Below are 24,275 nucleotides of genomic sequence, written 5' to 3'. Positions count from 1 at the left end.
TAGATGATGCAAAGACTATGTCTCTTATTTTTATTGGTTGCTCCATTGTCTTGGGTGCAAGTTTCCTGGGCACAAGAGCCTTTTCCGTTGTCTGACGAGGACAAAAAGATCGTCGAAATGAGCCGCAGCATTTTACAAAGTGCTGTGCATGGCTCATCTGAATTTATTGAGCCTTTTGCACCGGTTGAACAACCTGTGTCGCTCAAACACAGCGATGAATGGTTGATATTTGCATCGTCCTCATTGGGTGATTCGTCACTGAAGCAGCTATTTAAAGAGGCCAGTGCTACCGGCGCTATTGTGTTGTTTCGGGGAATTCCTGAAGGAAAGACGTTGGGGGCGGCTATCCGTGATTGGCATACCCTGATGGCGGGACTTGATCCTGTTCCTCAGGTTCGAATCGATCCGAAAGCCTTTGTGCACTGGCGGGTGACTAGCGTGCCTGCCATTTTCCGCATAGAAGATGACAAGGTGACTGCAAGTGCACTCGGGGTTTACAGCAAGGACTGGTTGCAGCGCCAAATTGAAACTGGCAATAGCGGTTCATTGGGTCAACGCGGTCCGATTCATTCGATTTTAGAACCGGATTTGATGCAAGTGGCGATGCAGCGTTTACAGTCGCTTGACCTGGGCGCGTTAAAGAAAAAAGCCATTGAGCGTTTCTGGTCTCGCCAAACATTTACTGACTTACCCAAAGCCACGCAGTATCGGATAAGAACGGTTGATCCAACCATCGTCATGCAGCGGCCACTATTGGATGCCAATGGCCGAACATTGATCCCAGCAGGAGCGCGTATTAACCCGCTCAAAGCCTTGCCATTTACGCAGCAGCTCGTGGTGTTTAATGCGTCGAACGCTGAAGAAGTGGACGCAGTAGCGCATTGGCTTAAGACGCAAGATAGGACACTGCGCCGCATTACGCTTATCACTACGCAGCTCGACCGTGCCCAAGGCTGGAATAGCCTCAATGCGCTAGAAAAGACATTGAACAGTCCGGTTTACCTTCTCAATGCCTCGCTAAAGCAGCGCTTTGATTTGCATGTCACCCCATCGTTTGTTCAAGCAAAGGGGCTCGCGTTTGAGATAGAAGAAATTCCAGCAAAGGAGCTTGTTCATGAAAAAGCTCAATAATACGTATCGTCTGATGCGGACTCTCGTTGTCATGCTTGTCCTAGGCGCATCTATTCCTGCAAAAGCCGAACTGACCTGCCCAGACGCGGGTTTATTGTCGGGCAAGTTGCTGACGGATGTTTGCTGGTCATGCATTTTTCCTATCCGGGTTGCAGGGCTTCCTCTTGGCTCTGGCAATGTCCCTAGCGGCGCATCAAACAAGTCATTTTGCTTATGTGAAGACAACTTAGGTGTGCCAAGGCCAGGTATTGTTACCAGCATGTGGGAGCCAGCGCGTCTGATTGAATTGGTCAGAACGCCGGGTTGTTCGCCTTCCCTGGGAGGGATTCGTTTACCGTTAGGTGATAGGCGACTGCAAGGTGGTCATGGCGAAGGTGAATACGACACAGGTGATCTCGCTTTCTACCATTACCATTATTACGCCTTTCCGCTTTTGGTCATGCTCGATTTGTTCATGGATGGCAATTGCAATGCCGATGGTTACATGGACTTTGACTTGATGTATTTGTCGGAATTGGACCCAACATGGCTGAACGATGAACTGGCCTTTTTTACTCAGCCTGAAGCGGCTGCCGTTGCCAATCCATTGGCTATCTCTGCTTGTACCGCTGACGCTGCTTCATCAACGCTTGGTAAACCCATCGACCAGTTGTTTTGGTGTGCTGGCGGTTGGGGCCATCTCTACCCGTTATCTGGCCACACCTTAGCCTTTGGCTCATTAGCAGAAAACACCAGCCATTTAGCGGCGCGTGCAATCGCGGCTCAACACAGGCGTGGTCTTGCTAGGCGAACAATGGGGAACAGTGCGCTATGCCGACCTGTTATCGAACCCATGCTGCCGAAATCCCAATACAAGATGAGTATGTTCTTCCCTGTACCAGAAACTGAAAGTGCGCATGTCATCGGTGAAAGCACCATGAAATGGGGAGAGTGGCGAACGATCCCCGGTGTCGGAGAAGATGCGCTCTACATTTTGTGGCGCTGGCAAGACTGCTGTAACTCGGGAGGTTAACTATGAAACCAACACTTTTTACCCGAGTGTTAGCGGGTATTTTATCAATCACTATGGCGTGCTTGCCCTTACATGGTGTGGCCGCTGATGTGCAGCGCCAATCCGGCCTAAGCGGACAACAAGAAGGTAAGCAATTACTGCAAAACTGGACGATGCCCGCACTCAATGGCAATACATTGTCGCTGCCGAATGGCAGTGGTAATGAGTCCATTAACTTGCAAGAGCTTTTCCCTGGTATGGATCAGGGCTCATTGGATGTCTTAACGGGCGTTTATGGCTCTGATGCCAGCATGAATCAATTGGGGACACAGCGCCAAGAGAGCATGGCATCCGAAAGTGGCGCTACGGGTGAAGCATTTCGTTCGCTACAGCAAATCAAAGACAGGTCTCGGCCAGATATGGTCAATGATCCGCTTTGGGCATTAACCGATGCGGTTCAAACTGACCCCAATCTATTAACGCAAAGCTTCCCAGGCTGTGAGTCTCAAGGTGAAGGAAGCCCAAACTACCAGCAATGTGACAGGCTCAATACAGCGGTTAACAGCTGCATTATTACTCACGATTACACGGCAGGCATTATTGAGCATGTTTCTGGACCGATGAACCTTCGCTCTTGTGGTGAGGGGTGTCTTCAAGTTTGGATAGGACGAATTGGTGACAACTACTGGAGTGGCCGTTGTAAAGTGTTCGAACAGGCCATCACACTCAAAGTCGTGAACCCCGATGCGATTACCTCAGCCGTTCTTGAATACGCCAAATGGGATGACTACATGCAAGTGTGGCTTGGCGATCAGAAAGTCTGGTCTGGGCCGAACAATAACTTTCCACCAGAAACGGCAGGTCGCTGCGAGCTCAGTACCAGTTGGGAGCGCAATCCAAATACCGATCTCACTGCCAAGCTAAAAGCGGTAGAGCCTGGTTTAGAAGTGCCGGTAAAAATTCGCGTATCGGTTACGGGTAGTGGTGAGGGGTATGCTCGCATCAAGGTGCGCTTTGATCCAACCAAGGTGGTGATGAATGATAGTTGGTCGCCACAATCCTGTATCGAACAAGCAGCGGATATCCCGACGAAGTTTTCAGACTACAGCATTCAATGCACGGATCAGCCTTCTTCAACCAACGGATGTACGGTGGTCAATGGTGTTTCAGTCTGTGAATCCTATTTTTCCCCAAGCCCAGTGGCTGGCATATCGCCTTTGTGTCGTCGTGTACAAGTGAGTGTGGATGACGAAAGCTATAAGGGGATTGAAAATCAGGCCTGCCAAGTGCTTGAAGCGAACCCTTCCTGTGGCTTCATGTCGTCAGAATGTGCCGAAACCAATGATAAAGGTGAATGCATTCGTTTTACCGATACCTATGACTGTGGATTGCAAACCAGCGATCCAAAGTGTGTGGTATCCAATCTTATGCCGCGTAGTTTTGAGGCCTGTGAGCCTACTCAGACGATTACGCCATTTACTGAAACCAAGCATGTACCGGATTACCAGGTGTGCGAAAAGATCAGCACGCTTACTGAGTGTCAGTTAGAGCGACGTATATCCGCCGAAACCCATCAACAAAGCTGGTCCATTGAGCGAGGTTGCTTTAGCTCTGAAACGCTCAGCTTTGTTCCACAGCACAGCAACACCATGCAAACTGGAAACGCGACGCTGAAGATTTTTGATAATCAAAATACTGAGATAAAAATCACCGAGTCGCCGTCCAAGGCAAATGGTTGGAAAACGACACTCTCACTGACGGGCAACAAGGAAACGGTGACTGAGACGAAACCGTCCATTAAATACCCTGAAATGACCTGTCCAAAAGGAACCTTGGTTGGCTCATTGTGTAAAGTCGTCAATGGTTCGATTATTTCGTGGCATGAACCTCAGGAAGTCACTCGTTCCAGATGCGAATCCGGCTGGAACAAAGTCGATTTCGATACTTGCAGCCGAGAAGTTCAGAAGTGTTTGGCTCCTGCGAAACTGAGTGCTTCCTTGACCTTCTCCGGCAAGTACTTAGAGCAGGACGTTGTTCATCAATCAAGTGATCCGGGCATAGACCAATGCTTGATGCAAACGGATCAGTTTACTGCGGTTCAGTGGCAGTGTTTGGATACAGGGACAAAACGAATCGACGGGTTAACGGTTGGTAGTGGCGAGTTGGCCAATCTTGGAAGCCTTTATCCGGCGGTTGTTTCGTCTCCTGCTCATTTAACCAGTCGTGGCAGCTCTGATGGACTGGGGCTCTCATGTTGGAGGGCAAAAGCGACCTACAATGCTTCGACTGCTCATCCAGAGTTCAACATGGGCAGCTCAGATAGCTGGGTAGATGCCAATGGTAATACACAAACCATCGTCAATAACGGACAAAACACGACCACCAATACGTGTGCCGCGCTAGAGCAAAACCCGGCCTGCCAGTATGTCAGAACCGAATGCACTGAAGGCGGGGTTGGTCATGAAGGCTTCTGCTATATCCAAAGTTTGGTGTATGACTGCGGACAAAGCGTTGAAGTGCAAAACGCTCGAATGGAAACTCAATACAACTGTGAGGGGCCAGTTCGCTGCATGGGCACAGATTGTTTAGAGCCAGAGTCAATCAAGCAGGCTAACTTTGCAGAAGCCGCTGCGATGCTTAATGCGGCTCAGTTTATGACCAATGATATGTCATGCACGGGCGCTGATGGCCAAGACAACGTCGAGTGTTCGGTCTTTAAAGGTAACGCTGGCCAGTGCAAAAAAGCCGTCGGAGGTATAGTGGATTGCTGTGAAAAGCCAAGTGGCGTGTCGTTATCGGATTACATCACGATGATAGTTGCGGTCAACAAGCTTGATACGGCAGTCATGGCCATGAATCCGTCGTCGGCAATCTATGGTTCCTGGAATGCGCTCAGGGAGCCAATCACGAGCACTTGGAGTGCGGTCAAAGAGCCTTTTGTGTCTGCATGGGACTCTCTCATGGGGGCTGGGCCATCAACGGCTGCTGGCGCGGGAGCGGAGCAAGCTGCGACAGGCTTCATGCAGGTGTTGACCAACAAAACGGCTGAATGGGTAGGTACGACCTTTGGTTCGGGGGCACAATCGGCTCTGTTTAGTAACGTTGGTGGCACGGTTGGAGCAGATGGTGTTGTTTCGGGCGGTAACTTTGCGCTGGGTGGTGCTGCGGGCGCGGTTCTGAGTACGGTTATGACGGCCTACATGATTTACTCAGTCACCATGATCCTCATTCAGCTTATCTGGAAATGTGAGCAGAGCGAGTTTGAAATGAACGCCAAGCGGGTATTGAAGAGTTGCCACTATGTAGGCTCTTACTGCAAGTCTAAGTTTTTAGGTGCCTGTGTTGAGAAACGGCAGTCATATTGCTGCTTTACTTCGCCACTTTCACGGATCATTCAAGAGCAAGTGCGTCCGCAATTGGGCCTTAGCTGGGGCAGTGCAAAGTCACCAAACTGTGAAGGTTTGACCGCGAGTCAGTTAAACCAGGTAGATTGGAGCCAAGTCAATTTGGATGAATGGATAGGTATCTTGTCGATCACGGGCAACCTACCCGAAGTACCGTCACTGGATCTGGAACGACTCACAGGCTCAGGAAGTACGCTAAACGTTGATGGAAACCGTCAAAGTGCCGCAGACAGAGCTATTGAAAGGCTAAACGGAATGGATGCCCAGAAACTGCGTCAGGAGGCGACGGAAGAAATTTCGGGGAATAATTGAGCATGTCCTTCTCAAATAGCTGCGCCAATAATGTTCCATTTTGGTTACTTTAATGAACGTAATGTGCATTAAGGTAACCAATTTGGCACTTTGTGATTGCACTTCAGCTAACGCGCTTTTGCCCCATTTCTTCTTACAGTCTTTGAACCAGTCCAAATTCTGGCCTCGTGTTTACGGTAGGAAATGTTATCCAAAGTTATCATTCCCAAAATTAACGAGTAACTCAAATAACCTACGGAGGTGGGGTATGGTTGCCCCTTGTTGTTTAGTAGCTAAATGCTGAGAACTGTGCCGCGTTATCTGCCTGGCCAGAGCCGCCAAACGTGTAGAGCATGATGCCTTGGGGGTTACCCGCAAGGCTTTGGGTTTTCCCCAGTGTTTGCCAGTGCACCTGCTGATCAGGACTTAAAGGCGCGAAGTGCACGCTGACGTCACTCCCTTGTTTGGTAATACCTAACCTAACCACCGATTCGGTAAAGTCGGTCATGGCTTCGATAGCAGGTCGGCCTGCGGCCTCGACCACAAACACCAAAGACAGCCGACCGTTAAACATTTCTTTGCTTATCTTAATGTAGTTGTCGTCATCCCAATAAAGCGCGAGTCCAGCTTGCTCGTAAGGGCGCTTTGGGGTGAGCGTAACGGTGACTTGCGCGTTGATGTCATCTTCCTTAACAGGCAACAGAAACAGGTTGTTTACTGGGGCGTTGCCATAACCCCAGATATTGCCCTGCGACACGTTTACGCTCAGTGTTTGGTTATCAATTCGCCAGTGGGCAGGGTGGTCGTTAAGTCGTTGCCAATGCGTGATATCGAACATGATTAATGATTCCTTTGAAACACTTAGATCATTCGTTGGCGCAGTTGATAGAACACGTGTTCTAGCTGCTCCGGGCTGCGATGAGCCAGTTTGGCCAGCTCGCGCTCGACAGTGTCAACGTAGAGCTGATTGCTCATGTCATCCAGCTTGCCGTAATAGTGAATACGTCGTCCCAAAATAAAGTTTTGCTGCGTATTTGGCGGCATCGTCAAGAAACGCTCGGTGGTCGCCAAAAAACGCTCCTGATCGTTTGGCAGCTGACCGTTTAGCTCGGTGAGCAGATTAATCGAGTGGTAGTTGCCATAATGGCTGTTAATGCCCCTTAGCTGGCGGATCAGAGCCTGTTGCTCGGCGACCATTTCAACTTCGCTCAGTGGCGTAAACTTGCCCTGCTGAACCATCTCATCGAGCTCTGTGCCGGGCTTAACCGCCAAGGTCAGCACGCGGATTTCCTCGGGGTTGATCTGGTTAAGTAGTGCTGCGGTCTCGCTGACATGCTGCTCAGAAAGCTCTTTGCCACCGAGCCCCATAATGACAAAGGTCATCATCTTCATCCCTGCCAGTTTGGCGTATTCGGCCGACCTGAGGATTGTTTTTGGGGTGATGCCCTTTTTCATCTTTTTAAGCACCTCTATGGCGCCAGACTCCATACCGCAGTAAAGCATATTCAGGCCTGCATCGCAGATGGCCTTCATCTCCTCTGGCGATTTCTTGCTCATGGTTTGGGCTCGGCCGTAGGAGCTGATCTGGGTAAGCTCGGGAAACGCTTGTTTCAGCGTATGCAATACCTTCAGAAGGTCACCGGTGTCCATGGCAAAGGAGTCACCGTCTTGCAAGAAGCACTGGGTGAACACGCGGTCTTTGTAAAAGGCTTTCGCCGCCCAGATATCGCGTTGGATATCCTCAACCGGGCGAATTGAAAAGTTCATTCCTTCGAACAAGGTGCAGAAGCTGCATCTATTCCATGGGCAGCCTTGGGTGGTGCGGATCAACAAGCTGTCGGCCTCTGAAGGCGGGCGGATCGGCCCTTGTTGGAACTGACGCGGGTTCATAGCTTTACCTGTGTGTGATGAATGACGCCATGCTACGCCTTGCTACCTAAATGAAAAACACTATAGTGTTTGATACATTTTCAATTTCCAGTTGAATAATATGCTTCTTAATGATCTGCAGGTGGTGCTCAAAGTGGCCGAGTTTCGCAGTATTACCGCTGCGGCGAACAGCCTTGATATGCAAATGGCCACTGCCAGCGCGGCGCTTAAGCGCGTCGAAAAAGCGGTAGGGGTTGAGCTGTTTATTCGCACGACTCGCCAGCTACGCCTGTCGCCTGCGGGTGAGCGCTACCTGCCCCAATGCCAACAGGCGTTGCAGTTGCTGGAATCGGCCAAACTGAATGTGCAGGAAGGGCGGGATGCGTTGGGCGGCGAGGTGCGTATCGCGCTCTCCTCCGATTTAGGGCGCAATGTGGTCACACCGTGGCTGGATGTTTTTCTGCGCGATCATCCCGAGGTAGAACTGCGCGCGAACATTAGCGACAGCAATATCGATTTTTACCGAGATGCTGTGGACATGGCGCTGCGTTATGGCTCGCCAGTTGATGCCAGCATGTACGGCTTTAAGATCTGTAATGTGCCTCGGCTACTGTGCGCTGCGCCAGAGTACTTAGCGCAGTATGGCAGCCCTAGCCACCCTGAGGAGTTGAAGCAACACAACGGCTTGTTCTATCAGTTGAGCGATATCGTGCAAAATGAGTGGCGCTTTCGTCAAGGCGAGCAAAGCGTGAAGGTAAAGCTGAAAGGCAATCGCGCTTCCAACGACGGCGATTTGGTGCGCCGCTGGTGTGTGGCAGGACACGGCTTTGCGGTGAAATCCTGTTTGGATATGGCAGAAGATTTGTTGGCAGGACGGGTGGTGAGTGTATTGCCTGAATTTAAACCGACCCCTACTGAGCTGTGGTTGGTCTGCCCCAGTCGCCAGTCAATCACACCGACCTTACGTGTGCTGCGTGACTATTTCACCGAGCAAACCAAGGAATTGCTCAGCCGCTTGGTCGAAGGCGGGCTTGTGGATAAACAAGTGTTGAAGCGTCAGTAAAACACTGCGCCGACCTAAGTCAGCGCAGTGTGACGCACTGTCGTCGGTACGACAGTGCAGTGATGCCCTGGTTGCGACTTAAGCACTATGACGGCATGGGGTAATAGCCGGTCCAAGGGTAATAACCCAGGGCCATTTCGCCTTTTTCGCGATTAGCGCTGCCGCAAATTCGGCCAGGCTATCAGTACATTACGGGTTACCAGCACGCCAGTCAGCTTCATTCGGGTGTTGAACCGAGCCTCGCTTAAAAACGCACACTAACGAAAATGCAATTAGGCAATTTGAGTCATTTCGTTCAGGGTGAAGGTGTCTACTGCGCCTTCAGTGGCAGCCATGTAATCGGCAAGGTGCTGGTTAGCCATATGGGTTTGCCATAGTTCGCGAGAGGCCCAGTTCTCGTAGAAAGTAAAATGTGCCGGGTTATCGTTATCTTGATGTAGATCGTAGTTGATACAACCTTCTTCAGCGCGGGTGATATCGATGAGCTTTAGGAGCTCCGCTTTGACCAGTTCAATTTGGTCGGCCTTTGCAACGATATTGGCAACGATAGTTAGCTTTGACATGTTGTGTTCCTCTTCGTGTCTGTTTGCCGTTGAGTAGGCTTGCCGCGGCAAGCCCCTCAGGTCGAAACTATGGTAGTCCGCAATAGTTGTTACTTGAATAGGGCGAAATTTTAATGACTATCAATTTAGATTTGATAAAAATTGACAGTCTTGTGCTAAGGGCTATGGAAAGCATGTTGGTTTGTTCTGTCTTCAATTACGTTGACTAAAGCCATGACTTCTAATGGCTCGCTTCAAGACAGATTCGCTATGTGTGGTATTTGTGTTTTGCGGAATATTGGGTGGCTTGTAGCAGCCAATGTCTCAGAACAACAAAACCGTCTTTTTCGCTTTCCCCTATCTGAAATTATCCGAACTGTTCGATTTAGAGTAAAAAGTCTAACTGATTTCTGCCCATAAGTGTGATGAGGAGCATAAAACTCGAAGCCATTGTTTCAAAGCCCACAACACCAAATTTTGAGGAGCCCCTTCGAGAGGGGCTGGTTGATGGGAGCCCAGTTGGCTAGCTGGCGGGGTTATCTGTTTCCTCTTCAGTGATATCGTCATCGGTAGAAGGCACCGCTTGTTCAACTTCAGCTTGTTTTCCCTTAGCTTGGGCTGATTTTCGTGCTCGAATTTCGATATCAATAATGCGTCGCGCCAGTTTGATGATGCGCTGTTGCCATGCGTGGTTACCATCAACACGTTGCTTGTTGCTAAGCACGCTAGACAACCAGAGTGTGTCCATTGAGATCATCAACGCATCGAGTTTGCGCACTAAGCCAACAAACTGGCCAACCTGAGGCGAGCTGATTTTGGCGTTGAAGGTAATCGGGTCGGTGTAGTCAGGTACTTCATCGATACCGTTGGACTCCATCAGTTTGTCCAAACGAGCTTGTTCGTTGTCTACCGCCTTAGCGCAATCCTCGATCAACTGGCTAATGATCTGCTCCACTTCATCAATTTCGTTCTCATCGCCAATGATGCGCAGGATGACATCGATTCCGTAAAGCGCACTGACCGTCCGTCTAAAAACACGGTCAACGACACGTTGCGCCTGTAAGCTGTTAATTGTGAATGATTGTTCAAAGATGGGTTTTGAGTAATTGGGTTTTGCTTGGGCCATAAGTTTGCTCCTGATATGACAATAATCAGTCCCTAGACTAATCCTCTGTGAGGTAATGGCCTTTCAGCTAGGTGGAAGAATTGAGCATCTTTCTAACTATCCTGTCTGGATAAGACGGTTACACTGACTATCAAATATTGCTGATCTGTTTCAGTGATATCTGCGCCTGAGAGCATGAGCTCAAAGGAAGCCCGCCGCTGAGTTTTCTCAGTGGTACTAAGAGGTAGCTAGCCTCCTTAAACAAATAGCCTGCATGTTTTTACATGCTCAACCATGCGTTCCTTACGGTTCGCCTTTTCACCACCCAGCTGGGGGAGTTTTCCCCAGTTGGGGGTGACTCCTTCAAAACCAACTTAAGGAGTCACCAATGGAATATATCTTCGGATTTATTATCCAAATCGCAGGCATCATGTTGCTTGCAAAACTGAGCTGGTCGCTTTTGCGATTGCTTGCTCATCAAAGCGTGCGCCCGTTTCGATTTTTACTTACTCAAATCAAGCGATTGCTCACACCAACACCAAAACGTCGTCCAATGGCAGTGCCTAAAGCTCCTGGTATGCCCCGTTTGACATCTGCGTTTTACAAAGAGCCACATCAGTACGACATGGCTTTACTCGAAATACCAACCTATCTGCGTCGTCAGTCTTCTTTGCCCAGTCGGGTAGAAGCAACTGTGTGCACAGAGTTCAACTAAGACGAGGAGAACATCATGAAAAACCAAGTAACACTCATAGGCTACGTTGGCTCTGAGCCAGAGACGCGAGCCTATCCATCAGGTGATTTAGTGACCAGCATTTCACTGGCCACTTCTGAGAAATGGCGCGACCGTCAATCCAATGAGCTCAAAGAGCATACGGAATGGCATCGGGTCGTTTTTCGAGATCGTGGTGGATTTAAGTTAGGGCTAAGAGCAAAAGATTTGATCCAAAAAGGAGCGAAGCTTTTTGTTCAAGGGCCTCAGCGCACGCGCTCATGGGAGAAAGATGGCATTAAGCATCGATTGACCGAAGTGGACGCGGACGAGTTTCTGCTTCTTGATAGTGTGAACAAAGCATCTGAGCCATCACCGGCGGATGATGCGAGCTCCCAAGCTAATTGGGCACAAACATATCCTGAACCAGATTTTTAACCGAGCAAAAACGCTTTAACCCAGCCGGGAGTACTTTCCCGTCAGGGGCAGACTCCCACTTTGATTGTCGGAGTCCACAATGGAAAAACCAAAGCTAATTCAACGCTTTGCTGAGCGCTTTAGTGTCGATCCAAACAAACTGTTCGATACCCTAAAAGCAACAGCATTCAAGCAACGTGACGGTAGTGCACCGACCAATGAGCAGATGATGGCGCTCTTGGTGGTTGCAGATCAGTACGGCTTGAACCCTTTCACCAAAGAGATTTTTGCGTTCCCTGATAAACAAGCTGGGATTATTCCAGTGGTAGGTGTCGATGGATGGTCTCGCATCATTAATCAACACGACCAGTTTGATGGCATGGAGTTTAAGACTTCAGAAAACAAAGTCTCCCTGGATGGCGCGAAAGAATGCCCGGAATGGATGGAATGCATCATCTACCGGCGCGACCGTTCGCACCCGGTCAAAATCACTGAGTATCTGGATGAAGTCTATCGACCACCTTTTGAAGGCAACGGCAAAAATGGCCCTTACCGTGTAGATGGTCCATGGCAGACGCACACTAAGCGAATGCTAAGACATAAATCCATGATCCAGTGTTCCCGCATTGCGTTTGGCTTTGTGGGAATTTTCGATCAAGACGAAGCAGAGCGAATTATCGAAGGCCAAACAACACACGTTGTTGAACCATCGGTGATTCCACCCGAGCAAGTTGATGATCGAACCCGAGGGCTTGTTTACAAGCTTATCGAGCGGGCGGAAGCTTCAAACGCTTGGAATAGTGCATTGGAATATGCCAATGAACATTTTCAAGGTGTTGAGCTGACGTTTGCGAAACAAGAAATCTTTAATGCACAGCAACAAGCAGCCAAAGCGCTCACACAGCCTTTAGCTTCTTAGCGCCACGCATTCATTTTACTAACCCTGGCGGGATTATTCTCCCGTCAGGGGGAAGGTCTCGTCATTTTTTGGAGATCTTCCATGACTAAATCAGCCTCACTTTTTCGCTTGGTATTGGTTGTTGCCCTTGTCATAGGTTCGATTCAAGCCGGTATAGCGGCAATTGATTCGGTTCAAGCAAGTGTTGTTCAGCACCAAACAGCGTTAGCACAAGCTGCAAAGTAACCACTTAACCCTGAAGGGGAGTTCTCTCCTTCGGGGGAGTCTCCCCCTCAAAGGAGACAATATGAAGGTTATCGACCTATCACAACGTACTCCTGCATGGCACCAGTGGCGCATTGCAGGGGTTACGGCATCTGAAGCCCCAATTATTATGGGGCGTTCACCCTACAAAACACCTTGGCGATTATGGGCAGAAAAAACCGGATTCGTATTACCGGAAGACCTGTCGAATAATCCAAATGTGCTTCGCGGTATACGGTTGGAGCCTCAAGCAAGGCGAGCATTTGAGAATGCGCATAATGACTTTCTTCTGCCGTTATGTGCAGAAGCCGATCATAACGCAATCTTTCGAGCCAGCTTTGATGGCATCAACGATGCGGGCGAACCCGTTGAACTGAAATGTCCTTGCCAGTCAGTTTTTGAGGATGTGCAAGCTCACCGAGAACAAAGCGAGGCGTACCAGTTGTATTGGGTACAAGTACAGCATCAAATACTGGTCGCCAATAGCACGCGAGGTTGGTTGGTTTTCTATTTTGAGGATCAACTGATTGAGTTTGAAATACAACGAGACGCATTGTTCTTAACTGAATTGCAAGAAACGGCGCTTCAGTTTTGGGAGTTAGTACAGACTAAAAAAGAACCGTCAAAATGCCCTGAGCAAGATTGTTTTGTTCCTAAGGGTGAAGCCCAATACCGCTGGACATCGCTGTCTCGGCAATATTGCTCAGCACATGCCGAAGTGGTTCGACTGGAAAATCACATCAAATCTTTGAAAGAAGAAATGCGAGAAGCTCAGTCGAAATTGGTCGCTATGATGGGTAACTACGCTCATGCAGATTATGCTGGGGTCAAACTCAGCCGCTACATGATGGCGGGTACGGTGGACTATAAGCAATTGGCCACCGATAAATTAGGCGAGCTGGACGAACAGGTTTTAGCTGCTTACCGAAAAGCGCCACAAGAGCGGTTGCGTATCAGCACCAATAAGCCAGAGCAGCCCGTTGAAACACCAATCAAAATCAGCCTTGAGCAAGAGAACCTGGTTCTGCCTGGTGACTCGCCGAGCTCATTTTACTTTTAACGTTCACTTGGAGCCGATTTCGGCTCCTTTCTCATGTACTTACATCGAGTGCATCAGAAAGCAGTTTCACTCGTAGCCAATGCTGGGTACGAATGATAGAGCGAGCTGAACTCTTATATACACAGCCATACCACAATCAACGCACCACCCGACGGGGACTTCATTCCCTGTTGGGGCATGGGGCCTCGTCAAAACAGATGAGGTTTACCATGACTGAACAATCCCCATTTTTGGTTCAAGTGAATCAAGCGTTTAATGTCCCGGCTCCTGATGCTTTCGTTCTGGAAGGATTTGGTGCCGACACTACCCATCCAAACATTCCCGTTCGCAAGGACGAGTATGTTTTTAGAAAAGAAGACTTACGTGACGTATTGGCGTTTTTGTCTAACCCAGACGGTGACGGTTTGTATATTACAGGCCCCACTGGATGCGGTAAGACCTCGCTAATTTGCCAAGTTGCTTCTCGATTGAATTGGCCTGTTCAGCAAATTACTGCGCACGGTCGATTGGAGTTGTCCGATCTTATCGGTCACCACACGCTGGTTAATGGCAACATGACCTTTGTGTATGGACCGCTGGCACTGGCTGTAAAGCATGGCCATTTGCTGATCATTAATGAAATGGATCTTGCTGAGCCTGCTGAACTGGCTGGGCTCAATGACATTTTGGAAGGTGCCCCGTTGGTCATCGCACAAAATGGCGGTGAGATCATCATGCCACATAACAAGTTTCGTTTTATCGCAACCGGCAACAGTGCGGGCAGCGGTGACCAAACGGGCTTGTATCAAGGTGTGCTTCAACAGAATTTGGCTTTTCTTGATCGCTTTAGAATCATCGAAGCGACCTATGCAGAGCCTTCTGTAGAGGAAGCCATTCTGGAGAACGTTGCGCCGGGCTTGCCAGAAGTCTTTCGCCAAAAAATGGTGAAGGTGGCTGGTGACATTCGTCGTCTTTTTATTGGGGGCGCGGATGGCGGTGCTGAGCTTAGTATCACCATGTCCACTCGGACCTTGGTGCGCTGGGCAAAGTTAACACTTGCTTTTAAAGGTGCTCCTAACGCAGTGGAGTATGCACTGGTTCGGTCTTTGACGGCTCGTGCTGAGTTGGAGCAACGTGAAGCCATTCACCGTATTGCCGCTGATGTCTTCGGTGATCACTGGGAGGATTGATGATGGAAAAGTGCTTTGCTCTTTACCGTTACAGTCATTCTGATGGGACAGCCAAAGAATGGGCCATTTATGTTGGATCAGATAACCAGGAGATTGAAGTTCGGTTTGGAAAAGCCGGTCAATTGTCGCAGCAGCGATTGATTGATTCGACTGATCCTAACGCTGAAGCAGACCGACGAATCAATGAGAAAATCAACAAGGGTTATCGATTGGTTGGACAAGTCGGCATTGATCATCAAGGGAGGCCATTTGAACTCTCAAATGCGCTAGATAGCGTCGCGTGCGCCAATAACGTCAGTTGGGAGTTTCGTACTCGCAAGGACGTCAATGGCCAAGTCTCGCTGGCTCAAAAAGCGTTGTTCGATATGGCAAAGCTGCTTGAAGCCTATGGCTTGGCTGTTATTGATGATAACCAGGTCAGGATTGGAGAATGGTCATTAGGGTTTTGCAAAAGCGAATTACCTAGTACCAATCAAATCAGCATGGTGTCAGGTGAAGGCGCTGGCATTGTTAACACTGATGATGGCCCGTGGCCATTGTTGCTGTTACTGGCCTTTAAGCGTCAATTACCACCACTGTGTTCGCTCACAGTAGCGAGTCCTGAAGGGATAGAAGTATCCGACCAACTGAAGTTGGAAAAAGATGTATTGCGGTTGCTAGGCAGTGATTTAGAGCGGGTTCGCCCGATTGCTAAAGCACTGGACTTAATGCCTGCGAAAATCGATCTCAACCAATCGTCGCCTGATTCGCAAAATTACTATTTTTGATAGTGATGTTGCCATTAGCGCGTCAACTACTACCACCCAAACGGGGGCCATTGCTCCTGTTGGGAGTGGTGCGTCCCCATCTCGCATGAGGATGCACTATGAGTATTCAAACCCTCGACAAACTCTTGATTTGTCACATCGACTGTTCCATCTGGAGCGGTAGAAAAAAACTAAGGCCTGAAGATTTCAGACTAGCCAATGGCAGCCAACTTCCACCGAAGGATGTTGCCAGCTTAGGGAGTAAAAAAATTTGCGACCCTGAGGCATTGGCGAACTTTGAAAGGCTTAAGAAAGAAGCGCAACGCTTGTGTGAGCAAGTCGGTGTGCGGTTTTTAGGTGGCTATGCCGTCCCTGAAGACCGAATTGATCAGATTGTTCCAGAGCTTGACCGGATCGGTCAGGAGTTTGCGCAGTGCAAGCAGTTGTTCTTGGACAACTATGATCAGGTGACGTTTGACTGGGTTGCAAAACACCCGGAATTTGCAGATGCAATCCGGCGTGCGCTGTCACCCATCGAAGACGTGGAACAACGGCTTCAGTTCGATTATGCCATCTATCGAATGCAACCGGCTGAACAAGCTGGTGGCTTAGATGACAAGGTCAATGGCATGGGACACACCCTCTTTAGGGAGGTGGCTCGTGATGCCAATGAACTGTTTGAGCGTTCCGTTGCAGGTAAGAATCAAATCAGCCAGCGAGCCCTTAATCCTCTCAAGCGATTAAGAGACAAGTTGGATGGTTTGTCATTCCTGGATCATCGAGTTCAGCCGATGGTTGAAGCGATGGACAATTTATTTGTTCGTCTGCCGAAGACCGGCCCTGTGACAGACAATCTCTATCACGAACTGATGGCGACCATTTTAATTTTGTCTGATCCAGACAAGATGAGAATGCACGGTGAAGGTCAATTGGATATCAGACAACTGATGCCCAAACCTGAACCTAAACCCGCACAGCCAGTATCTGCTCAGGCAGATAACTTACGTGCAATACCCCAACCAACCGTCAGACCAAACCTTGGTTCGACTGTACCAAACTCATTTTATTTCTAACGTCCTTGAGGGCATGTTGCCCTGAAGGGCGCATGTCCTCTGAACTATGTAAGAGGAAATTATGCAATCAACCATCCATAACCCCAGCCAACTGAACCAGTTTGAACCGCATTTTCGTGGTGTGACTGATGCTGTTGAAAGTGAATCGATACCAGAAGTGGCGTGTTGTCGAACGTTAGTACAACGGTCGTACTCAACACATAGTGTCGTGATCCCTAAGAACCCTGTGCTGATCGCAGATGCGGACGCACAAGGTGTTTGGTTATCAGCCATGGTATTTGTTCCAAACATGGCATTGCAGCAAGCCGCTTTTGAGCGGGACTGGCTGCAATATCAACACGAGGTGTCTACTCAGTTACAAGACCAGTACGGTCTGACATTGGATGACATCCTGAGTTTAGACCAGCTTAAAACGTCATTTGAACAGCACGAGAGTCCTGCTGAATTGGTGGCTTGGTTAGGTCAAAAATACGACCTGGATAAGCTAAAAGCACAGGTTTAAACATCCACATTCCCAGCGGGGAAACGCTCCCGCTGAGGGAGTATTCCCCCTAATGATTAGGAGACTCCCATGAATCATCCATTAAAAAACGCACTGCCAATCGTTGCCGCCGCTTATGGCGAAAAGTTTGGTGTGAAGGTGCTTATTCAAGGACAAGATGCGTTTACCGATGGTGAGCGGATTGTGATCCCAACAGCAAACCCAGACGACCCACACTATCAACAGATAGCTTGGGGTTATCTGGCTCATGAAGCGGCGCATATTCGGCATACCAATTTTGACATGGTGCAGAAGGCGTCGTCCAAGCCGATCCGAAAGGCACTTCTCAATATCATTGAGGATGTTCGCATTGAAAACGAATTGGCAAAGGATTACCCCGGAACCCGGCGCAGTATTTCGCAAGTGATTGAGTACATGGTGGACACACAGCAAATGTGTGTACCTGAACAGCTTGAGCCTGCATCTAATTTGCAAGCATGGTTGTTGTTCCGCTTGAGATGCCATTTTCTGGGCCAGAAAGCGCTGACGCCTTTGTATCAAGCAGTCGATGAAAGAGTGAGACAACTCTTTCCTGCCGCAGCGATGAGCCGGTTAAGCGCCATGCTGACAGCAGTGCCTAGCCTAGCGTCTACAGGTGAAGTGCTAAAACTTGTCGATGCCATCGTTGCCATGTTGGAAGAAGAATCTCGTCCACCACAGGATGAGTCGGATGCTGATAACGGTAATGACATTGGACAAGATGCGAGTAATGACAGCAATAACAGTAGTGACAGTCAAACCCCGGAAGCAGACTCGTCTGCAATGGGGGATGCTGCTGAAACGGGGGATTCAGATAACTCTGATCAAGCTGACAATTTGCGACAAGCCTTAGAGGCCAGTGCCGCTCAGTTTGAACCCGACACCTTTGCCCAAGTGGCAGAAGTGTTGTCGGAACAAGCTGAAGGGCATCAGGGTGTCACTCCACTCAGTTTGCCCCAAGCAGAGCACGCTATGTTGGGTGATGAGGCCATCTTGACCTTATCGGCGTCTGAGTCCGCTCAAATTCGAGCCCGACTTAGGGGCATGGTTCAGTCCAGTCAGGACAATCGGAATCATGCCAAAAGGCACGGTCTTCGAGTTGCAACCCATCGTCTTGCCGCTTCACAAGCCGGTGAGTCGAGATTGTTTATTCAAAGGCAACCTCGCATTGCGCCTAATGCTGCTGTGCACTTGCTGGTCGATATATCGGGTTCAATGGGTAAACCCATTGGCGAAGGTAATCGAAAGTACTTTCATGTTGCCAATGAAGCCGCTTTGGCTTTGGCCATGGCACTGGAAGGCATACCGGGTGTTGTACCTGCGGTCAGTTATTTTCCTGGTATTCATCAGGAAGTTTCTATCGCGTTATTGCCCAAGCAATCGGTTCGACATCGGGCCGCCTGTTTTGACCAAAAACCACGAGGTTGTACGCCTATGGCACAAGCAATGTGGTTTGCGGCAAACAGTTTGTTAGCGCAAAAACAGAAGCGAAAGCTAATGATAGTGCTAACGGATGGTGACCCAGATGATTGGGCTGCCACGCATGACATTGTTGACCGGTGCAGACGCAGTGGCTTTGAGCTGCTGGGGATCGGGATTCAAACACGCAGTGTTGAGAAATTCTTTCCTCAAAGCATTGTGATTAATGACGTCAAAGATCTAAAGCGTGAGTTATTCGAAGTAACACAACAACTGTTAATTCAGTAACCACATCAATTATACCACCCTGCGGGGACGATTCCGTCCCCGTCAGGGCATGGGTTCGTCTCCGCTTTTTTTTTGTGGAGACTCCTATGAAAAACAAAAAGTTCTTAGCTGGCGAAGAAGCCGGTACTTACATCGTTCCTGAGCAAGTGACTGAAGCAGATATCTTAGATATGGCGCTCAAGCTTGCCCGTGGTCGATTGAGTAAAGGTCGCAAAATTGAACAGCCATCATCGGCGTTCTCATACCTGCAAACACTGATGCACGAGTATGAGCACGAGGTTTTTGGTGTGCTGTTTCTTGATACAAAGCATCGCGTCATTCGATTTGAAGAGCTGTTCAAAGGCACTTTAGATGCGGCGAGCGTGTATCCAAGGGAAGTAACAAAGCGTGCGCTAGAGCTTAATGCGGCAGCAGTGATACTGGTTCATAACCATCCATCGGGTGATCCTGAACCCAGTGAAGCTGATAAACGCATCACTCATCGACTTCGTGACGCCTTGTCACTTGTTGATATTCGAACGCTTGACCATGTCGTGGTCGCATCCGAGGGCTGCGTTTCGCTTGCCGAACGCGGTTATCTTTAATGAATGGGCGCATTGCCCATTCTCCTTCATCACAAAAGCAGTCCTATCAGCACACATCAGCACAGCTCGAATTTCTATTTGAGTTTGATGATGCCCCAGTCACTTGGTCTGACACGGAAATCTGGCAGTTACGCGAAGGCATTCTATTGGATGCGATCCGTGTATTGCTGGACGGTCGTGTCAGTACTCGATTGCGAAAGGATGTGTTGTCGTGGATTCAAAATGACGAATTAACGCCATTTTGCTTTCGTGTTTGCGCAATGGCTGCGGTTGTCGATCCTGATGTGCTTCGTGATTCCATCATGTGGCTATTAAGACGACATGGTATCCAGCTTGACTAACGTTCCTGCATTAACCAAACGGCTCAATGCAGGCCCAGAGCTGACTTTTATCACTTGTGGTACGAGTCGGCTTTTTACTTAAGGAGGTTATATGGCGTTACCTTTACAAATTGAAACAGTAAGGCCATATCTTAATGGCCAATGGCTTCAAATACTGGCGGCGTTGGTGCCAGAACTTGATGCCGCTATTGCTCGAAAAGGCCGTCATGTGGCTTGTCCTGTTCATGGCGGTCGTGATGGCTTTAGGCTGTTCAAAGATGCTGAATATACCGGTGGTGGCGTTTGTAATACCTGCGGTATCTTTCATGATGGCTTTGAACTGTTGTCTTGGATTAATGGGTGGAACTTTGCTCAGTCTATTGAAGCAATCGGCCAGGTTCTTGGTATTCAACCCGGACAAATACAAGCGCCTATTCGGCCAATACCGAGTAACTCAGTTGATTGGAGGGCTAGAAAGCAGGACGAGGACAAAGCGATTATCCATCGTTTGAATCAAACGTTGGGAGAAACGTTATCTCTTGCAGATACTCGTGCGCAACCTGTTTGGAACTACTTGCATCGTCGTGGCATTGTGACGCGGCTTCGTCCTGAATGGGATTCGGTGCTGAGGTTTCATCCAAGCTTGCCTTACCATGATGAAGATGGTCTGTTTATCGATAGCTACCCAGCGCTGCTAGGTAAAATCGTTACGCAGCAAGGGCGTTCGGCCACGTTTCATCGGATCTACCTAAGTGAAGATGGATTCAAAGCGCCGGTTGAAAAGCCTAAAAAGATGATGCCGATACCAAGTGACAGAACAATCACTGGTGGTGCCATTCCTATAGGTGAGCCTGGTGAAGTCCTAGGTGTTTCTGAAGGTATAGAAACGGCCCTAGCGGTAACCAGAGCAACGGGGCAAACATGTTGGTCGGTTGTGAATGCAACGCTACTGGCTAGGTTTGAGCCACCAAGTAATGTGAAAATGCTGTACATCTGGGCAGATCACGATCTCTCTGAGACCGGCCTGAATGCAGCGAATGAACTTAAGAAAAAAGCCTGGCAAAAAGGTATTCTGACACAAGTCTTGATCCCTCTGATACCAACGTCACTCGGCGTGAAAAGTTGGGATTGGAATGATGTGCTGAATGTTTACGGTGCCATGGGCTTTCCGAAAGTTCATATCTGATCCAAGGGGCTTCGGCCCCTTTTTTTGCGCCTTGCATATTTGAAAAAACATGGAGAATGAAAAATAGATAACCAATAGGAGAAACAAACATGATGGTATTAACCCTGTTAACAAAGCAGATTGATGGTGAGTTTACGGTTTACTGGAAGACCGGCCTTCGAAGAGGTGGTGAGCTAAAGGTCGATTTAGGTGAACAATACGACAAGCTACCTGAGCAGCAAAAGCCAATTGCAGCTGAGCTTTATGCTATTCATCACCTACTGTCAGTGAAAGATGTGATGGGGAGTAACCGAAGCGGTAATGGGCTTCAAATCCGAGTTAGTAAAGGAGCTATCAAAAAGTTACAGAAACAACGCTCAACTCAGCATTCACTTTACAGCCTGACTAGGTTTTTGCTCACTCGATACCAGGAAGCACAGATCTCGGTAGAGAAGCGGGACGATTGGCTCTCACATTCCTTCGAAGAATACAGCGTCGATAATGCTACAGTGAGAGAAATCGATGAGGTCATCAACGTTCCGAACATTGGACCTGTCGTGGTGACTCGTCATGCACTGGAACGGTTTGTGGAACGGCTTTCAGACGGTGCTCCTAAGCATCCTTGGAAGGCTTTGTGCGCTAAATTGTGTAGCACAGAATTGGCAAAATCTTTATTGCCAGAATGTATAGCTTCAAAGAAAGCAAAAAAATATTTCGTACAGGCAGAGTTTTGGTGTCATGGGAGCTCTGGTATGCACTTTGTGATGGTGCCATCAGCCAACGTACTTACGTTAGTAACAGTGTTTAATAGATAGTCAGAAACACACACGATTCCTTCATCTATCTGGCCAATCGCTCTTACGGGGATCTTTAGCATGTTAGCTCTGTGAAATATCTGGAGCTGACAATGAGAACGCCTTTGTTACCTTGGTTCATCCTATGGGTGACCATCCCAATCATTATTTTCTTTCTATTCATCTTGCCCGCCCATGCCAGTGATGGGCAATTCTATCAGCGTGGTCAGGAAGGCTGGTTTTGGTATCAGGTCATTCCTGAGCCAGCGGAGTCTGAAGAGCAAATAAAGCCGGAATCTGGAGTCATGGAGCCCACAAAGGACGAGCTAAAACCCTTCAGTGCTGCCTGGTTCCGAGAGCACATGCAGTCGTTCATGGACAAGGCAATTGATGAGCCGACGAATGAGAATGTCAGAGCCTATCTGTATCTCCAGCGAGTCATGATGGATAAGGGCTCACAGTTTGCTGATGTTAGTCAGCAGGTGGTCATGGGCGATCCTGTTTTGGATGAAATCAGTCGCAGACCCTTGGCGACCTACGCTGCTAATCGGATGGACCGAGAAGCTGGCGCTCAACGGGATGTTGCTTTAGGTGAAGTAGCAAAGCGAGCAGGCTTGTTCTTTTTCTATCGTTCAGATTGCCCTTACTGCCATGCTCAAGCGCCTATCATCGAATCCATGGCTTTGAACTACGGTTTCGAGGTATTTGCTATTGCTGTCGATGGCTTGCCTTTACCGGGTGGAGAGTTTCCCAATTTCAAAGTCGATTCAGGACAAGCTCAATCGTTGTCCGTTACGACTGTCCCTGCCGTGTTCTTAGTTGATCCACCTAATGTCATCACTCCCATTGGCCAAGGTGCAATGAGCCTTGATGAGCTCAATAATCGAATTATTCTCGCAGCCCATCAAGCCGGTTGGATTGACGATCAAACTTACTATGCCACCCGACCTGTTCAACCCGGCGTGTCACTCGCGATGTCAGCCCAAGAGCTTAACGAAAAGATATTACAGGACCCTGAGTTCCTTGTTCGCTATCTGCGTGCACAAGGAGGGTTATAATGATGAAAAAAGTATTCCGAGTATCGCTAATCGCCTGTGCGATTGGTTTTTCATCTATGAGCCAAGCAAGCTTGCAACAGGAGATGAACCAGTTGTTTGGTTCAATGACCAACACCACTGCGCCTGGTGTATTCGAGAGTCAACGTCGTGGTGTGATATCTGGCGGAAGCGTTGTTGTCCGTAACAGAATCATGAACGAAAACCTCGTCTCTATGGTGCCTCCGTCATTCCAAGCTGGTTGTGGCGGCATTGATATGTTCGCGGGAAGTTTGTCATTTGTTAATGCGGATCAGTTTGTTCAATTACTTCGCTCTGTTGCTGCAAACGCCAAGGGGTACGCATTCCAATTGGCGCTCAGTGCTATGTGTGAGAAATGCTCCCAGCACATGGAGACACTGCAAAAGAAAATCCAGCAGTTGAACGAGTATTTTGGCAATTCCTGTCAAATGGCTCAGGGAGTCGTGAACGATACCCTGGCTGCTTTTGGTAAAAAGGGGCAAACAGAAGCCAGCATGTTGAGCTCACTTAAAGGGGCTGGAGACATTTTTACCAGTTGGAGTGAGTCCAACGGTAAGAACCCTTATGAGAATGCTTCAAGTGTCGCAGCATCGGATGTGAACAAAACGATTAAAGGTAACTTGGTCTGGCGAGCACTGAAACGTCACTCGGCATCAAGCTGGTTTGCATCGGGGGATGACCGTTTTCTTGAAGCGGTTATGTCGGTGACTGGTTCGATCATCGTTGGTGATTTAGCGAATGCCGCTGATGGCCAAGGTAAAGCCCCGAAACTGACCAGACTGAATGGCAATAAAGTGACTATTGAGCATCTAATTCACGGCGGTAACGTCGCTATGTACCGATGTGACACAGTGACACAAGACGGCTGTCTGAATCCGACAATCACTAACGTGACCCTGACGGGGTTATCAACCCAAGTAGAAAATTTACTTCTTGGTACAGGTTCCAGTAACGGCATTATTTTTAAGTTTGCTCGAAATACAGGAGCTGCTAGCACCACCGAAAAGGCTTTTATGACATCGGCTCCTGCGAGCATTGGCGGCATGATTCGAACACTTTCTGCATTAAATGAAGGGGCTGCTAGGTCGTTTGCTTCACGAGCGGCGCCATTTATTGCTGTTGAGATGGCCCGAGCATTGGTTGAAGACATGCTCAATGCAGCTAGAAGCACCTCTGGTGTAGAAGATCATGCCTATGCGAAGTTGTTAACTGAAGACCTTGAACGTGCACGTCGCCAAATCAATGAGGAATACGCCGCGTTACAGCGAAGATACGGTTCAGAGCAAGAATTGCTGGCGCATTTTAATCAGGTGATTCAGACCATTCGCAAACAGCGTTATTACACCGTTAAATCTACGGCGCTGGGGGAATAGG

Annotated in this window: 24 protein-coding genes; 20 read left to right on the top strand and 4 right to left on the bottom strand. The window is 48.8% G+C overall.

Annotated features, from left to right (window positions below):
• Window positions 1-3 precede the first annotated feature (3 nt).
• The 3 genes from CLC91_RS08925 to traN are packed head-to-tail and all read left to right on the top strand — an operon-like array spanning window position 4 to window position 5,838.
• Window positions 4-1,131 (top strand): TrbC family F-type conjugative pilus assembly protein, encoded by a 1,128-nt coding sequence (locus CLC91_RS08925; protein ID WP_431311541.1) that lies wholly within the window; start codon window positions 4-6, stop codon window positions 1,129-1,131.
• On the top strand, window positions 1,115-2,143 hold the full coding sequence (locus tag CLC91_RS08920) for a TraU family protein (protein ID WP_095500286.1): 1,029 nt from the start codon (window positions 1,115-1,117) through the stop codon (window positions 2,141-2,143). The genes CLC91_RS08925 and CLC91_RS08920 overlap by 17 nt, the downstream gene beginning before the upstream one ends.
• A 2-nt stretch (window positions 2,144-2,145) precedes the next feature.
• A complete protein-coding gene (gene traN, locus CLC91_RS08915) occupies window positions 2,146-5,838 on the top strand; it encodes a conjugal transfer protein TraN (protein ID WP_095500285.1) in 3,693 nt (1,230 codons plus the stop codon).
• 265 nt (window positions 5,839-6,103) lie between these two features.
• Here the strand turns inward: traN and CLC91_RS08910 are convergent, their stop codons facing one another.
• Both CLC91_RS08910 and CLC91_RS08905 read right to left on the bottom strand, forming a co-directional pair.
• On the bottom strand, window positions 6,104-6,655 hold the full coding sequence (locus CLC91_RS08910) for a DUF1349 domain-containing protein (RefSeq protein WP_095500284.1): 552 nt from the start codon (window positions 6,653-6,655) through the stop codon (window positions 6,104-6,106).
• 23 nt (window positions 6,656-6,678) lie between these two features.
• Window positions 6,679-7,707 carry a B12-binding domain-containing radical SAM protein gene (locus CLC91_RS08905; RefSeq protein WP_095500283.1) on the bottom strand — a complete coding sequence of 343 codons (1,029 nt, stop codon included), beginning with the start codon at window positions 7,705-7,707 and terminating at the stop codon, window positions 6,679-6,681.
• Between the two features lie 100 nt (window positions 7,708-7,807).
• Between CLC91_RS08905 and CLC91_RS08900 the strand changes: the two genes are divergently transcribed.
• Window positions 7,808-8,749: a LysR family transcriptional regulator gene (locus CLC91_RS08900; RefSeq protein ID WP_095500282.1), complete on the top strand. Its 942-nt coding sequence runs from the start codon at window positions 7,808-7,810 to the stop codon at window positions 8,747-8,749.
• A 272-nt stretch (window positions 8,750-9,021) separates the two neighbouring features.
• Here CLC91_RS08900 and CLC91_RS08895 read toward each other — a convergent pair whose 3' ends face one another.
• Together CLC91_RS08895 and CLC91_RS08890 are read right to left on the bottom strand one after the other, a co-directional pair.
• The gene (locus CLC91_RS08895) at window positions 9,022-9,312 is read right to left on the bottom strand and encodes a putative quinol monooxygenase (protein ID WP_095500281.1); all 291 of its coding nucleotides are present in this window, start codon (window positions 9,310-9,312) and stop codon (window positions 9,022-9,024) included.
• 502 nt (window positions 9,313-9,814) lie between these two features.
• Window positions 9,815-10,417 carry a hypothetical protein gene (locus CLC91_RS08890; protein WP_095500280.1) on the bottom strand — a complete coding sequence of 201 codons (603 nt, stop codon included), beginning with the start codon at window positions 10,415-10,417 and terminating at the stop codon, window positions 9,815-9,817.
• A gap of 367 nt (window positions 10,418-10,784) precedes the next feature.
• On the opposite strand from CLC91_RS08890, the gene CLC91_RS08885 reads away from it, so the two are divergent.
• From CLC91_RS08885 to CLC91_RS08815, 16 genes are all read left to right on the top strand, one after another.
• Window positions 10,785-11,111, top strand: a complete 327-nt coding sequence (locus CLC91_RS08885; RefSeq protein WP_095500279.1) for a plasmid-related protein — start codon at window positions 10,785-10,787, stop codon at window positions 11,109-11,111.
• 15 nt (window positions 11,112-11,126) lie between these two features.
• Window positions 11,127-11,546, top strand: coding sequence for a single-stranded DNA-binding protein (locus CLC91_RS08880; protein WP_012368368.1), 420 nt, complete (start codon window positions 11,127-11,129; stop codon window positions 11,544-11,546).
• Between the two features lie 79 nt (window positions 11,547-11,625).
• Complete coding sequence (bet, locus tag CLC91_RS08875; RefSeq protein ID WP_095500278.1) at window positions 11,626-12,444, top strand: phage recombination protein Bet; 819 nt, start codon at window positions 11,626-11,628, stop codon at window positions 12,442-12,444.
• 81 nt (window positions 12,445-12,525) lie between these two features.
• The gene (locus CLC91_RS15030; RefSeq protein ID WP_023584058.1) at window positions 12,526-12,669 is read left to right on the top strand and encodes a hypothetical protein; all 144 of its coding nucleotides are present in this window, start codon (window positions 12,526-12,528) and stop codon (window positions 12,667-12,669) included.
• Window positions 12,670-12,730: 61 nt separating this feature from the next.
• Window positions 12,731-13,747: a YqaJ viral recombinase family nuclease gene (locus tag CLC91_RS08870; protein ID WP_045611049.1), complete on the top strand. Its 1,017-nt coding sequence runs from the start codon at window positions 12,731-12,733 to the stop codon at window positions 13,745-13,747.
• Window positions 13,748-13,956: 209 nt separating this feature from the next.
• Window positions 13,957-14,916, top strand: a complete 960-nt coding sequence (locus CLC91_RS08865; protein WP_001959209.1) for an AAA family ATPase — start codon at window positions 13,957-13,959, stop codon at window positions 14,914-14,916.
• Between the two features lie 2 nt (window positions 14,917-14,918).
• Window positions 14,919-15,683 (top strand): hypothetical protein, encoded by a 765-nt coding sequence (locus CLC91_RS08860; protein WP_431311543.1) that lies wholly within the window; start codon window positions 14,919-14,921, stop codon window positions 15,681-15,683.
• A 98-nt stretch (window positions 15,684-15,781) separates the two neighbouring features.
• Window positions 15,782-16,735 carry a DUF3150 domain-containing protein gene (locus CLC91_RS08855; protein WP_000027441.1) on the top strand — a complete coding sequence of 318 codons (954 nt, stop codon included), beginning with the start codon at window positions 15,782-15,784 and terminating at the stop codon, window positions 16,733-16,735.
• Between the two features lie 61 nt (window positions 16,736-16,796).
• Window positions 16,797-17,237: a hypothetical protein gene (locus CLC91_RS08850; protein WP_095500276.1), complete on the top strand. Its 441-nt coding sequence runs from the start codon at window positions 16,797-16,799 to the stop codon at window positions 17,235-17,237.
• A gap of 69 nt (window positions 17,238-17,306) precedes the next feature.
• Window positions 17,307-18,962, top strand: a complete 1,656-nt coding sequence (locus CLC91_RS08845) for a VWA domain-containing protein (RefSeq protein ID WP_095500275.1) — start codon at window positions 17,307-17,309, stop codon at window positions 18,960-18,962.
• A gap of 86 nt (window positions 18,963-19,048) precedes the next feature.
• Window positions 19,049-19,546, top strand: coding sequence for a RadC family protein (gene radC, locus CLC91_RS08840; RefSeq protein WP_000791199.1), 498 nt, complete (start codon window positions 19,049-19,051; stop codon window positions 19,544-19,546).
• Window positions 19,546-19,887: a plasmid-related protein gene (locus CLC91_RS08835; protein ID WP_095500274.1), complete on the top strand. Its 342-nt coding sequence runs from the start codon at window positions 19,546-19,548 to the stop codon at window positions 19,885-19,887. The genes radC and CLC91_RS08835 overlap by 1 nt, the downstream gene beginning before the upstream one ends.
• Before the next feature lie 91 nt (window positions 19,888-19,978).
• Window positions 19,979-21,052 (top strand): DUF7146 domain-containing protein, encoded by a 1,074-nt coding sequence (locus CLC91_RS08830; RefSeq protein ID WP_095500273.1) that lies wholly within the window; start codon window positions 19,979-19,981, stop codon window positions 21,050-21,052.
• A gap of 89 nt (window positions 21,053-21,141) precedes the next feature.
• The gene (locus CLC91_RS08825; RefSeq protein WP_095498551.1) at window positions 21,142-21,846 is read left to right on the top strand and encodes a hypothetical protein; all 705 of its coding nucleotides are present in this window, start codon (window positions 21,142-21,144) and stop codon (window positions 21,844-21,846) included.
• A gap of 92 nt (window positions 21,847-21,938) precedes the next feature.
• On the top strand, window positions 21,939-22,883 hold the full coding sequence (locus tag CLC91_RS08820) for a thioredoxin family protein (protein WP_032469947.1): 945 nt from the start codon (window positions 21,939-21,941) through the stop codon (window positions 22,881-22,883).
• Window positions 22,884-22,885: 2 nt separating this feature from the next.
• Window positions 22,886-24,274: a conjugal transfer protein TraH gene (locus CLC91_RS08815; RefSeq protein WP_025610843.1), complete on the top strand. Its 1,389-nt coding sequence runs from the start codon at window positions 22,886-22,888 to the stop codon at window positions 24,272-24,274.
• The last annotated feature ends 1 nt before the right edge of the window (window position 24,275 follow it).

Origin of the sequence: Paraferrimonas haliotis, assembly GCF_002282895.1 — a bacterium.
Lineage (GTDB): Bacteria > Pseudomonadota > Gammaproteobacteria > Enterobacterales > Shewanellaceae > Paraferrimonas > Paraferrimonas haliotis.
The sequence above is the reverse complement of the archived record's forward strand: the minus strand, read 5'-3'. Positions and strand labels throughout refer to the sequence as shown.